We start from the raw sequence: 13,741 nt of genomic DNA, 5'->3' as shown, positions 1-13,741 counted from the left end.
AATCAAGAATGAAAAGGAGACCGCAATTAGAAATGCGGCCTCCTATTTTATGATTTCCGCTAGGCGGAAATCACCTCATATGTTGTGATCAATTTCAATCAGCCTCCTTTCCGAAATATTATCGGTCCGACACCTCTATTAACTCATATATTCTCTCTCTGTACAAGGGCAAAAACGATTATAATTATTTTTTATCACTCATCCATTGATTGCAAATCCTACTAAGGATATGTTGTTCTGTGTGATGAAATAGCGCATACTTGATGGCAATATCGTCCTCATCATAAATAACCTTCTAAAGCTTCTTTATCGAGCACATTTATTTTATTTCCCTTTCTTTGAATCAATTCTTCATGTTCTAGCCATTTCCATTTTCGAGAGAGTGTTTCTGGCGTCGTCCCTAAAAAAGAAGCCAATTCTTTCATCTTCATCGGAATGTCTACTTGTGTCGATTCAGTCGCTTTACATATATTGAGAAGATAAGTGACTAAGCGTTCTTCTACTTTTTCCATCGTTAAAAATTGCGTTTGTCGTTCTATTTGCATCATTTTTCCAGCATTCATTTTTAACAATTTCAGACTTAACGGTGGAGATGTTAGTAATAATTGTTGAAAATCCTCATATGCTAATAGACAAGCTTCTGTCTTTTCCAGTGCTTCCCCAAACAAATTTTCATTTCGAGCATCTAGTAACAAATTTTCTCCTTCATAACCACCGGGACCTACAACTCTTAATAATTGCTCACGACCACTTGCAGAAAGCTGATACATTTTCATACTGCCATGAGCGATAACCACTAACTGCGGATCCCCATCTGGTGTCATAATTTGTTTTCCTTTTTCAAAAACCTGATGCGTTACCAATTGATTAATGTTTCTTTGCTCTTCGATATCTAAATGGGCAAAAAGCGGTACGGAAGCTACACATAAATGTTCCTGACTCACCATAATCCCCCTTCTCCACTTCATCTACTTTGATAAACATGCTTGCGATACACTTATTTTCTCTATTATAGCGTTTATCTTATGATTTTTTCTACTGTATAGCCTAGATTTTCAATGATTTCTGCCACTCTGGCAGCACTTGTTTCTTGGTCATTAATCTCTGCTTTAACTTTGCTGGCATTGAATAACACGTTAACTTTGGTTACACCTTGCTGCTTGCGAACCGCATTTTCAATTTTTTGAATACAAGACGGGCAAGTTAAGGATTTTAATTGCAACGTTACTTTTTCCATGTGTAATCCCTTCTTTCTTTTGATTTATAGTTTTATCTTACCTGATTTCTCGTATGTTATCGTTGATAGCTATCAAGTTTTGCATTTTTTATCTGATAGCGTAATAAACGCATGCCATTGATAATAACCACTAAGATACTTAATTCATGTATCAGCATCCCGCTCGCCATGTGGATATATCCGAAGATTAATCCAACCAGCAAAAAAATCACGGTACTCATCGCAATGATAATATTTTCTTTCATATTGGCTACCGTTTTCTTCGTTAAGCCATAAGCATGCATTAATCTTTTGAAGTTTGACTGCATTAACACGACATCTGAGGTTTCTACCGCTACATCGGTCCCATTCCCCATCGCAATCCCTACATCAGCTAAAGCAATCGAGGGACTGTCATTAATGCCATCCCCAACAAATGCTACCGTTTTTTCTTTTGTTTGTAAGTTTTTAATGAAATTAGATTTGTCTTCCGGTAATAATTCACCGTGAACTTCCGTGATTCCTGCTTTCTTTCCAACACTTTCAGCAGTAATCTGATTATCTCCTGATAACATCACAAAATGCTTTATCCCCATTTGTTTTAATGCGCTCAATGTTTCTTTTACACCGGAGCACATTTGATCTTTGATACCAATTAATAATGCCAATTGATCATCGATTGCTACAAATACTGTAGAATTTCCGTCTTTTTGCAGATTAAGAAGGTCTTCCTTCATTTGACGATTCAAAAAAATATGATGTTGTTCCATTAATGATTGATTACCGACCAACACTTGTTGCGAACCTTTTCTAGAAATAATACCCTGTCCTTTCACAACCTCGGTTTGGTCCATTTCTTCATAATCATTATTTCCTACGTAATCTAAAATGGCTTGTCCCAATGGATGATCAGACTCTCTTTCTATATTAGCGGTTAATTGGAATGCTTCTTGTGTACGGTCCGTATAAGCTTTCACTTCAGAGACTGTCGGCTTACCATTTGTTAATGTCCCTGTTTTGTCAAATATCATGGTATCTACTTTACTAAACGCAGACATTAATTCGCCGCCCTTGATTAAAATACCATGCTTTGCTCCATTTCCAATCCCTGCCACATTGGAAACAGGTACACCAATGACCAATGCTCCTGGACAGCCTAAAACTAAAATTGTAATCGCTAAGTGAACATTCCCAAAAATGATTCCAGCAAGTATGGCAAGTAGCAGTACAATCGGAGTATAATACTTTGCAAAACGATCAATAAAACGCTCCATATTAGATTTATTATCCTGTGCTTCTTCCACCAGTTCTATAATTTTTCCGAAGGTTGTATCCTCACCAACCTTCTCAGCTTCCATTTTTAATGTACCATTTTCTAAGATAGTCCCCGCAAAAACTTTATCCCCCGTTGTTTTACTGACCGCCTTGGCTTCACCGGTAACACTTGCTTCATTGACATAACCTGATCCACTCCAAATAACACCATCCACAGGAATTTGAGCTCCTGTTTTTACGAGCAGTGAATCCCCTTCCCTTACCTCATCTATATCTACTTCTTCCAAGTGACCCTCATCTAGTCGCGAAGCGCTGGCAGGTGCCTTTTTGGTTAACTCTCGAATAACAGAACGTGTTCTGTCTAACGTTTTTTGTTCCAATAAACCACCAAACAAAAATAAGAAACTTACAATTGCAGATTCACTATATTCGCCAATGACAAATGCACCAAGTACAGCAATGGTTACTAACAGTTCAATACTAATTACTTTTATCTTCAATGCCTGATACGCCTGAATAAATATGGGCGGCCCCCCCACGACAGAAGCCGTCATCATTCCTAGAACATACCCTTGGTCCCAGCCCACTAGATATTTAGACAGAAATGCCAAAAAAATAACCACACCACTGATAAATGCGATAGGATGCCTATATTGTAAAAAATACCGTTGTCGTTTCACTTTACTCCTCCTTTCTGATTACACTTTCATTTTATTGTGAAGCAAATAGAAAAGAATTGATATCCATCAAGAAGCAGAACATTTTTAAGAAAATGACGGATGCAGATGATTTCTTCGCACAGAATGGAAATAAAACTTTTGCCGCTAGTCTCTTGGATAACATGCAACAAGCGGCTTGAACTACTTTACAAACTTTTACCAACTAGCATATAATAAAAGATACGACAGAAAACAACAGAGGAGAGACATCATGCTGAATTTCAAATATGATATTGTCGGTTCTTTTTTAAGACCAGAAGTAATCAAACAAGCACGTGCAAACTATTTTAACGGTGAGATCGATTTAAAAGCACTAAGAGAAGTGGAAGATCAGGCGATTGCGGACTTGGTAGAAAAACAGGTGGCACATGGGTTAAAGTTCGTTACTGATGGTGAATTCAGACGGAGATGGTGGCATCTTGACTGGCTGAAAGAATTTGATGGGTTTACTACCAAACATTTTGATAAGGTAAGGAATGGCGTCACTCACCAGATTGAGTTAGGATATATTGAAGGAAAAATCTCATATGATAAAAGCAAAAGTCATCCAGAAATAGAGGCATGGGATTATTTACATAACCAAGCGAAGAAGTATGATGGTGTGGAAGCAAAGAAAGCTATTTCCGGACCGAATATGATTCTGGTTGATCATTTCCTCCAGCTCGGCACCAAAAATACATCCTATTATGGCAATGACATTGATCAGGTGATTGAGGATATTGGAACCGCCTATCAAGCAGCAATCCAAGATTTATATGATCATGGCTGCCGTTACTTACAGATTGATGACACCTCTTGGACCTATATGATTGATGAGCAATTTAATGAAAAAGTGACCGCTCTTGATTATAAAAAAGAAGAGATTCTGGAGTGGTTTAGAAGAGCTTCCACAAAAGCGTTAGAGCACAAGCCAGAAGGAATGACGATTGCCAACCATTTCTGCAAGGGAAACTTTAAAGGGAATCCCCTATTTTCCGGATTCTATGATTCTGTTGCGGAAATCATCAGTACAATTCCTTACGATGGATTCTTTGTTGAATATGATGATGAGCGCTCCGGCTCCTTTGACCCGTGGGCCGTACTGAAAGAGACCGATGCAACATTTGTAGCTGGTCTTATCTCTACTAAAAATCCTGAACTAGAATCGCGTGAGGATATCAAACGAAGATACATGGAAGCAAAAGCAGTGGTAGGTGATAACATTGCCTTATCACCACAATGTGGTTTTGCCTCGGTAGAAGAAGGCAACTCCATTGATGAGGAGATACAGTGGAAAAAGATTGACCTGTTAGTTTCCTGTAAAGATTTTCTTTAACATGCTTTTTGCTTAGCATGCAATGAGTGTTAAAATCCCCCTGTTTTCAGGGGGATTTTATGTCTTCTGAGCAAAATATCTTGATATACAAATTAATTTTTATCATGTAAACCATAAGGTGGATAACCAAGCGATTAGTGGAATCGTTCCTAAAGCAAGTAAGGTAGAAGATATCGAGGTAATCACTGCTGTTCGCTCATTATTCGTATACCGTGAGAATAGTACGGCGGAAAGCATAAAAGTCGGCATACAGGAAAGAATCACTAGTATATGCTTCAGTTGTATCGCTATCGGAAGGAAAGAGAGAACCAACATAACGAGCATTGGTAAGACGAGCAGCTTCCACACTAAAGGCATCCATAATTCGCGATAAAAAAAGGATTGCTTCTTCCGAACAAGGTCTGGTAAACTAAATCCAACATAAAGCATAGCCATTGGAGCAGCTAATGCAGATAGCATACTAGCCAAATCTTTCAAAAAAACAGGTGCCTCCCAGCCGCTGAAAGCAAACACAAGTCCTAAGCTGATAGCCATAAGCGGCATATTTACTAATGCCTTTAGATGTCTCCATGTGAAATGACCGTCACTTTGCAACAGATAGATGCCCAACGAGAAGACCACTACATCCAGTCCCGCATCAAAAATAGCTGCCAGCAATCCCCCGATCGGACCAAAGATCGCCGCACATAACGGGATACCGATAAAGCCAGAATTTCCAAAAGCAGCAAGTATGGAAAGCTGCTTGGATGTTGTGATAGAAAACCCGATTATCCTGCCAAATACAAAACAAATACCAATAGCCAACGCATTAAAACTGACACTAAAAACAAACATCAGAATAATTTGCTGCAAGACATCTTCGGTTAAATCGGCATGAAATACACCATTTAAAATAATAAACGGTACCGCAACATTGATAATTACGCTCATAAATAACTTTTTTGCTTCATAAGTGATTGTATTTTTGAGAGCAACCAAAGCCCCTATAAATAAGATAAGTCCCATCATAGCTACGGTTAGTCCCACTACCATTACATCCATCAACATCTCCCTCGTTCATTTCATTTTCCATTATAGGCTATCCTATGTACATTGGTTACTATCATGAAAATCATTGAATAGCCTAGTCAAATGACCACCATATCTCTAGCATAAGGGAGGACAGACAAAATAAAAAGCGTTTTGTTTTTTAGCTCTGAACGTTGATTATAGGAATATAGAAGTTACCGTCTTTTCACTTAAATTTAAGGTTCATGTCTTTTATAAAATCTTATTTTAATTTAAACGATTGGATCACACCTTGTAACTCATTTGCCATGGTACGAAGCATTTCTGATAGGGAGGCTACTTCTTCCATACTGGCATTTTGTTCCTCAGCAGCTGCTGCTATATTTTGATTATTTGCTGCAGAGCTTTGAGCTATTTCGGATGTTTCATCTATAGATGCCACCATATACTCTAAACGAGATGCCATTTGTGTAATGGCATTAGAAGCTTCTTCAATCTGTGACATAAGCCTTTCAATAGCAGTTGAAATTTCTGCAAAGGTGTGTCCAGCTTGATCAGCTAAATCAATCCCTTGTTCTACAGATTCCTTACCTTCTAACATGGAAGATACGGACACTTCTATTCCTCTTTGAATTTCTTCCACTAATTGAGTGATTTGTCCTGATGACTCACCTGATTGTTCAGCAAGTTTTCTAACTTCTTCCGCTACAACAGCAAATCCTTTTCCATTTTCGCCTGCTCTCGCGGCTTCAATCGCAGCATTTAATGCTAACAGATTCGTCTGATTAGCCACATTTGTAATAAGCATAATAATCTTTTCAATCTCTTGGGATTTTTCACCTAACTCTTCCATATTAGTGGAAGACGAATTTGTTTTTTCTTGGATTAGATTCATTTGATTAATAACGGTATTTAACACTCCCTTTCCTGCTTCTGACTTATCACCAGAAGTGAGTGCTGCTTCCCTAACATTTTCCATATGTTCTTGAATTTTCTCCATGCTATTAGACATATCATTTGCCGCTTCATTCGCACCATCCGTACTTTGGGCTTGTCTTTCCGTTTCTCCAGCCATTTCCTGAATTGACTCTGTTATATTTTCTGTTGCCTTGCTCGTTTCTTCAGAACTTGCACTTAACTCTTCCGCTGAAGAAGAGACTTGCTCTGACGTTTGGGAAACGGTTTGTATTAAGTTATTTAAGCTTTCTTTCATTTGGTTATAACTACTAGATAGCTCACCAATTTCATCCATGGATGAATCACTTAAATTCATTGTAAAGTCCCCTTCTCCCGCTTTCTTTAAGGCCGCCTCTACTTTCACTAAACGATTACTAATTTGTTTCTTCGTATACAAAAACACACCAATAATTGCTATCAGAATCATGATAATCGTGACGATATAAACAATCATCATGGTTTGAGAAACAGTAGATTCAATGAATTCTTGCGAGGTACCAACGTACCACATACCAATAATGTCACCTTGACTATCTTTAATGGGCATATAAGCAGTTTGCAATATCTCTCCCGCTACATCTGCTTCTCCATTATAAACTTCATCGTTACGGAGAACTGTTTCCACAACCTCTTCTGATGCTGTCGTACCAACTGCACGTTCATTATCTTCGAGAAGTACAGTTGTAGTAATTCTAGTATCTCCTTGGAAAACGGTTGCCGTTCCACCGGTTAACTGTACAATATCATCGACAAATTCAACGTTCTCATTAATTAATACATCCCCTTTGTATAATTGATCATCCATGATTTCCCAAGCTCCAGGGTATTTGTTGTCTATCATTTCATAGGTAGTTTGTAAATCTGAATTTGCTTTTTCCACAGCAAATTCTTCAACACCTTTCGTTACTTGTATTCTTACCGTTTGTGAAACAATGATTGCAAAAAGTACGAGTATAGCTACTACGATCCAGTTAATTTTTGTGCCTATTTTTAGCTTTTTAAAAAAATTCAGTTTAATCCCTCCTCTTTATTTTGATAAAGCGTTACTTTATGGGCTTGCTTATTCATTTTTAATGAAAATATGTTGCTTTTGCACACAAATCATTATGAAATATGGTTAGACAGGAGATGTTTAGTAGATTATCACTATGTAAATAGTATTATACTATAAATAATACATAATTTAGATGAAAAATGTTAATTTTAATAGAAATCAATTCATTTATTATTGGAGAAGTATGTTTGGGCTATTCTATTCGGCTTTGCATACATGGTTTGAATCAGCCTGCTTATTGTTTGGAGAAACTGGTGTTTTTTACAATCATGCCTTCTGTTGGGACTTTGTTTTTTTAAATAACTGAGCTATCACTTTATACAATAACTGTTATTCATTTTTATAAAAAAACCAATTTCTTCCATGAATTTATGAGATAAATTGGCTTTTAATATGCTATACATTTGGCCTGTCTGCCCCTTTGCGACAATAATTCTACTTATTATTTCCAGAAAAATAGCATTTAAAGATTATCCAACATAATACGAGTCTCCTTACAAGCTGTAATCGCTTTTGACCCTTCTCTTACTGGTGCCTCTGTGAACCAAAGCGTAGTACTAGCAACATCAGAGAGATTAAAAAATGTACTGCCCACCAGCAGGCTTACAATAAAAAGATAAACTATCAATCCTGCTACCACTAAAGTAGATGTGCGAACGTTCCCCCATAGCAGAACTCAGTATTGTCATCATGTAAGATAAATGGCATGAATGACATACTAAAAATTCTATTATTTGACCTAAAGTTGACTTTAGGATTTATAGTATAGGTATCCAAAGATAAAGGAGAGATATAATCATGGCAATTAAAGATAAAGTAGTTGTTATAACTGGTGCTTCTTCCGGAATTGGAGAAGCTACTGCAAGACTATTAGCTTCAAAAGGTGCGAAAGTGGTTCTAGGTGCTCGTCGTGAAGACAAGCTACAAGAATTAGCAGAGGCTATCGCTACAAATGGTGGCGAAGCAGTTTACCAAATAACAGATGTGACCAAAGTAGAAGATAATCAAAGTTTAGTCGAATTAGCGAAAACAGAATTTGAGAAAGTGGATGTTATCTTTTTAAATGCTGGATTAATGCCGAATTCACCATTATCTGCGCTTAAGAGTGATGAATGGAATCAAATGGTTGATGTCAATCTAAAAGGTGTTTTAAATGGTATTGAAGCAGTACTTCCGGAATTTAAAAATCAAAAATCCGGTCATGTGATTACCACTTCTTCTGTAGCGGGACTAAAAGCTTATCCTGGCGGCGCTGTCTATGGTGCTACAAAATGGGCGGTTCGTGATTTAATGGAGGTTCTGCGTATGGAATCTGCACAAGAAGGAACCAATATTAGAACAGCTACCATCTATCCAGCTGCCATTCGATCAGAATTACTTGAAACGATTACGGATGAAGAAACTGCAAAAGGTGCGAATGCCATGTATGATCAATATGAAATTGGCCCAGACCGTGTTGCGAATGTGGTTGCCTTTGCTATTGATCAACCAGAAGATACCAACGTAAATGAATTTACGATTGGACCAACTATTCAGCCTTGGTAATAAATGAAAAAACCTTAAATACTGCCTTTTGTCAAATAGACATTGGGCAGTATTTCACTACAGAATTATTGATCCATTAAAAACAGATGCTGAAAAGTCAGTTTCTTCAACAAAAAAATAAAAAGTGTTTACTCAAAAATAGTATTCCCGATTTTATTATCTTTATGGACATCTTCCGTCCCTGCCTCAACCGCCGTTTTATAGTAGTCACATTTGTGGTTAATAAGATCTAAAGTTTCTTTAAGCTCTTTCATTTGAGCCTCTACCGCTGTTTTCCTTTCCATAAACAAATCATATCTTTGTTGAAGCGTAGAATCTCCTTCTGCACACCATTCAATAAAATCTTTTATTTCTTTTATAGACAAACCACTTAATTTGAAACATTGGATAATATTTAATAGCTCAATATCCGTATCTTTGAAAACTCTGCTCCCATTTTTGGTACGCTCAACAAAAGGTAATAGTCCTTCTCTGTCATAATAGCGTATTGTAGGAATCGTAATATTTAGTTTGTGGGCAACATCACCTATTGAATACGTCATTTTAGTTACTCCTTTTCAGATAAGTATAAACCTAAAACTAACTTCATGATTTATAAAATAGTATCATGGTTCTTTTTAGAAAGTCAAAATCAATTTCTTTGGATAAGAACGTTTAAGTAAAAAAGAGCCATAACATTGATAAAATCAATGAATTGGTGTAAAATAACTGAACGCTGCAAAAGTAGCGCCAATAATAAATACATTTGTCATGTAGACAGCCCCTAACCGATAGTTTTTGAAGGAAGCAAGTTCTTTTTTGACACGAAGGCTTCCCTTTCCCCCGATTCAAAGGTTGGTATCAAGGATTGAACCAATATTGCCGCGATAAGCACTAGGATAACGACTGCCCAAAAGCTGGCACGCCAACAGCAGTAGTCGTTGGAATTGGTTATTCTTGAATCATTCCACTTCTAGTATCCCATAAGCATCTTACGTTATTGCTGGAATAAATTTCGTGCACTTGAACACATTACATGCTTTGGTGTTCACGAATTCAAAGTCTATTTCTGTTCTGGTATTAGTAAGAAAGATTCCTTCGTAAGCACAGAAAAAATACTATATGTTCTTATCTAGCTTGTAGTTTGAACGTCAACAATGCAGACACCAGATAAACAACAGCACATAATATACCTACAGCCATAAAAGAGTATATATTTAAAAGCGTAAGACTAGTCAGACTTAAAACAGTTGCTCCAAAATACATGGCAGAACTATTTAAAGACATCACTGTTGTGCGAATTTGATCATTCTGATTGGACATATACGTATTGATAATATTTTGACCGAATGCGTAAGAGAAAGACCAAATAATATTTAACAGGATAGAAACATAAAGCAGCTGATCATTTATCGTTAAAAATAGAATGGAGAATAAGGAAACCATTGATACTGCCAACAATAGTCGTTTTTTATTATGTGGCTTTCCCATTACTTTTCCGCTAATGATACTGCCTAAAACACTTGCAAATCCAGCAAATAATAGAATTCCTCCAATAAAAGAAGCGGACAAATTGTAATATTGGTTATAATAAACACCTATTATAGAAAAAATAGCCTCCAATCCCCCATAATACATAAAGGAAATCAGTAATGTAAGTGCAACGGTCCGATTGGAAAGTGCTTTTTTTATCATTTTCACCACAGAACTAGAACTGGTTAATTCAAATCGAGGAATCAATGTCCCGGCAACAAAAAGCATCACTACTCCTATTATCCCAATCGTAAAAAATGGAGCTCTCCAATTAAATAGATCTGTGATAAATCCTGCAATAGGGATGCCAATAACTGTTGGCACTATCAAAGCGGCAGTAACGGACCCCATCACCTTCCCTCTTTGTTCGTACGCTACCACTTCTCCCACAATTGAATATACCGTGGGTTGAATAAATGCCGCTCCCAGACCAGCTAAAACTCTAAATACAATCAACACAAATAAGGAATTAGACAATCCTGTAACAAAAGTTGCGATAGAAAAGACGCCGATTCCAGCTAACAAAATTTTCTTTTTCCCCACTCTATCCGATATACTTCCTGTAACCAGCCCGAATAAAGCGTATGCTAGAGCATAGGATGTAAATAGTATTCCGCTGATTTCCATATTTATATTCAAACTCTCACTTATCGCTGGCAGCATCGGTACTGTAACAATCAAATCAAAACCAACCAAAAAAGACAAAACACATAAAACAGTAATCATTTTTTTCAATTATTGTTCCTCCTTGAAATTAATTAACTTATTAATAGTTAACTACCTAACTATATGTAAAAATGAAACCCTATTTTTTCAAATAGGGATTATATACGCGCCATTATGGCTAACAACTGCTTCTTCTCATCATTATTTAAATCACTGAATGACTCTTTCACGACTTCTTCATAGATTGTCCATGCTTTTGCAAGGATCTTTTTTCCCGCTTCCGTCATGGTCACTTTAATTCTTCTGCGGTCATTTTCATCAAATGTTCTTTCAATATAATGCAATTTTTCTAACGCCCGTAATAAGCCACTGATATTTGACCGGGTGACAGTTAATTCATCACTCAACTCTGAAGGCAATGCTTCATAGTTTCTTTCTTCCAGCATGTATAATAAACATAACCTCCCCAAATTCAAATCAAATATTTTAATTTTTGAATCTAATATCTTTGTTAATTTATTTGTTTTTTGATGTAATGTAAGAAAGAGTTCTATCTCGATATCCGGATTATCGAGCGGATTTGTCATATGTAGCTCATCTCCTTTCCAACAAATGAATGAGTTTATTATAACAGCAAATAATTCATTGTCAAATAGTTAAGTGCTGAACTAATTTCAAAGAAACTAAACTCAACTGAAATTTGGTACACAGTTGAGTTTAATCTCATTTACAAATTAGTTCATATAATTAGTACATCTTTTCTTTTGTTCATCATTTGAATCTATTGATACTATTCATTTGAACTGTTCAATAAACATATTTTCCTTCTTCCCTTGTATACTCTTCTTCTCTAAGCGTAGCAATAGGCTGAAGATAGCTGTGCTTAAAAGCATTTAGAGTCTCCCCCTTCTTTTACTTTGTTGACCCAATCGGGATTGACGATGGCACTTGTTCCAATCGCCACCAAATCTGTATCATTATTTTCTAATAGCTCCTCTGCTTTTTCCGGTTCAATCAAAATGAATCAGAAAGTTGACATGTAAATATGAAAATTTTTATCGCTTATAAATGATAAAAACCTGATGACTTTATTCAAATCGTTAGGTTTTTCTTATGCTTAACTTTTTACATCTAACTTTGATCATATAATTATACATTCTGCCATTCAGCAACAACAAAACTTAGGATTCACTACTTCTAGCAGCCAGTACAGCAGCAAGACCTTCTTGTAGATCCTTGACGAAATAATCAGGAACCTCTAGCGAAGGAAAATGTCCTCCAGTTTTAGGAGTCGCCCATCGAACAATCTGTCGATATCGCTTTTGTGCCCATGTACGTGGACATTTCTCGATGTCACGGGGATACATGGTAATTGCTGATGGAACATGGACACGAAGTTCTGGATCAAGTGAGTTATGGCTTTCATAGTAAATACGAGCTGAAGATGCACCGGTTCGCGTCAACCAATAAAGGGTGACATTATCAAGAATACGGTTTTTGGAAATTGTCTCGAATGGACTGTCAACGGTATCTGTCCACTCAGCGAACTTGTCAAAAATCCAGGCAAGAAGCCCTGCCGGTGAATCGACGAGCGAGTAGCCGATGGTCTGCGGTCTTGTTGCCTGCTGCTTCGCATATGCTGCACGGTAGCTCCAGAAATCATGGGTTTCCTCAGCCCAGCTACGTTCAGATTCCGTCAATCCTTCCATTGTTAATCCGGGTGGCCCCTGTGCGAACGTAGTGTGAATGCCGATAACCTGCTCTGAGAACCTACCGCCGAGGAGTGTGGTGATATTTCCGCCCCAGTCACCGCCATGGGCTACAAATCTGTGGTAGCCAAGTCTATCCATCAATTCTACCCATGCCGCAGCGATTTTTTCGGTTCCCCATCCTATTGTGATAGGCTTATCACTGTATCCAAAACCTGGAAGAGAAGGGGCTACGACGTGGAACGCTGGTGCATCTGCACTTGTTGGATCTGCCAATTCGTCTATTACATGGATGAACTCAGCAATGCTACCTGGCCAACCATGCGTCAAAATAAGTGGAGTGGCATCTTTCCGAGTGGATCGGCGGTGTAGGAAATGAATCCCCAAATTGTCAATGACCGTGCGGAACTGACCGATTTGGTTAAGACGTGTTTCGAACGATCTCCAGTTGTATTCCTCGCGCCAGTAATTTACAAGTTCGGTGAGATCAGCAAGTGGAACACCCTGTTTCCATCTTTGAAGACCAGGTTCCCCGCTATAAACCGTTTCTGCTTCTGGCAGTCGTACTGCATCTAGTCGTCTTTGTAAATCATCTAGCTCCGTGTCAGCTGCATAAGATTCGAATGCTTGTACTGTATTGGAGACATTTTTAGCATGAAAATCAGAAAAATAATGTGTCATTTTGATACTACCTCCATGGATTATAATTAAATCCTCTTCAATTCGTATTTATTTGAATATTATTACTTTTCAATTAGAATCTTT

Annotated in this window: 12 protein-coding genes; 2 read left to right on the top strand and 10 right to left on the bottom strand. The window is 37.4% G+C overall.

Annotation, left to right across the window (positions count from 1 at the left end; all coding sequences use genetic code 11):
- Positions 1 to 281: 281 nt before the first annotated feature.
- From E0E32_RS02080 to E0E32_RS02070, 3 genes are all read right to left on the bottom strand, one after another.
- Positions 282 to 944, bottom strand: coding sequence for a Crp/Fnr family transcriptional regulator (locus tag E0E32_RS02080; RefSeq protein ID WP_130858848.1), 663 nt, complete (start codon positions 942 to 944; stop codon positions 282 to 284).
- A 74-nt stretch (positions 945 to 1,018) separates the two neighbouring features.
- Positions 1,019 to 1,237 carry a heavy-metal-associated domain-containing protein gene (locus E0E32_RS02075; RefSeq protein ID WP_130858802.1) on the bottom strand — a complete coding sequence of 73 codons (219 nt, stop codon included), beginning with the start codon at positions 1,235 to 1,237 and terminating at the stop codon, positions 1,019 to 1,021.
- 56 nt (positions 1,238 to 1,293) lie between these two features.
- Positions 1,294 to 3,171, bottom strand: a complete 1,878-nt coding sequence (locus tag E0E32_RS02070) for a heavy metal translocating P-type ATPase (protein ID WP_130858801.1) — start codon at positions 3,169 to 3,171, stop codon at positions 1,294 to 1,296.
- Between the two features lie 250 nt (positions 3,172 to 3,421).
- Between E0E32_RS02070 and E0E32_RS02065 the strand changes: the two genes are divergently transcribed.
- On the top strand, positions 3,422 to 4,525 hold the full coding sequence (locus tag E0E32_RS02065) for a 5-methyltetrahydropteroyltriglutamate--homocysteine S-methyltransferase (RefSeq protein WP_130858800.1): 1,104 nt from the start codon (positions 3,422 to 3,424) through the stop codon (positions 4,523 to 4,525).
- Between the two features lie 102 nt (positions 4,526 to 4,627).
- On the opposite strand, the gene E0E32_RS02060 is transcribed toward E0E32_RS02065, so the two are convergent.
- The gene (locus E0E32_RS02060; protein WP_130858799.1) at positions 4,628 to 5,566 is read right to left on the bottom strand and encodes an AEC family transporter; all 939 of its coding nucleotides are present in this window, start codon (positions 5,564 to 5,566) and stop codon (positions 4,628 to 4,630) included.
- A 229-nt stretch (positions 5,567 to 5,795) separates the two neighbouring features.
- A complete protein-coding gene (locus E0E32_RS02055; protein ID WP_130858798.1) occupies positions 5,796 to 7,370 on the bottom strand; it encodes a methyl-accepting chemotaxis protein in 1,575 nt (524 codons plus the stop codon).
- A gap of 972 nt (positions 7,371 to 8,342) precedes the next feature.
- On the opposite strand from E0E32_RS02055, the gene E0E32_RS02050 reads away from it, so the two are divergent.
- The gene (locus E0E32_RS02050) at positions 8,343 to 9,089 is read left to right on the top strand and encodes an SDR family oxidoreductase (protein ID WP_130858797.1); all 747 of its coding nucleotides are present in this window, start codon (positions 8,343 to 8,345) and stop codon (positions 9,087 to 9,089) included.
- A 128-nt stretch (positions 9,090 to 9,217) separates the two neighbouring features.
- Here the strand turns inward: E0E32_RS02050 and E0E32_RS02045 are convergent, their stop codons facing one another.
- The 5 genes from E0E32_RS02045 to E0E32_RS02025 all read right to left on the bottom strand — a co-directional run bounded on the left by E0E32_RS02045 (position 9,218) and on the right by E0E32_RS02025 (position 13,657).
- A complete protein-coding gene (locus E0E32_RS02045) occupies positions 9,218 to 9,631 on the bottom strand; it encodes a MerR family transcriptional regulator (RefSeq protein WP_130858796.1) in 414 nt (137 codons plus the stop codon).
- 565 nt (positions 9,632 to 10,196) lie between these two features.
- Entirely contained in the window at positions 10,197 to 11,327 is a 1,131-nt protein-coding gene (locus tag E0E32_RS02040; protein WP_286171652.1) for an MFS transporter, read from the bottom strand.
- A gap of 98 nt (positions 11,328 to 11,425) precedes the next feature.
- A complete protein-coding gene (locus E0E32_RS02035) occupies positions 11,426 to 11,854 on the bottom strand; it encodes a MarR family winged helix-turn-helix transcriptional regulator (protein WP_130858794.1) in 429 nt (142 codons plus the stop codon).
- 296 nt (positions 11,855 to 12,150) lie between these two features.
- Positions 12,151 to 12,285, bottom strand: coding sequence for a hypothetical protein (locus E0E32_RS22555; protein WP_286171640.1), 135 nt, complete (start codon positions 12,283 to 12,285; stop codon positions 12,151 to 12,153).
- 163 nt (positions 12,286 to 12,448) lie between these two features.
- On the bottom strand, positions 12,449 to 13,657 hold the full coding sequence (locus tag E0E32_RS02025; RefSeq protein ID WP_130858793.1) for an epoxide hydrolase family protein: 1,209 nt from the start codon (positions 13,655 to 13,657) through the stop codon (positions 12,449 to 12,451).
- Positions 13,658 to 13,741: the final 84 nt, after the last annotated feature.

Origin of the sequence: Gracilibacillus phocaeensis (assembly GCF_900626275.1) — a bacterium.
In the GTDB taxonomy this organism is placed as follows: domain Bacteria; phylum Bacillota; class Bacilli; order Bacillales; family Amphibacillaceae; genus Gracilibacillus; species Gracilibacillus timonensis.
This window is presented reverse-complemented; position numbering and strand designations above follow the sequence as displayed.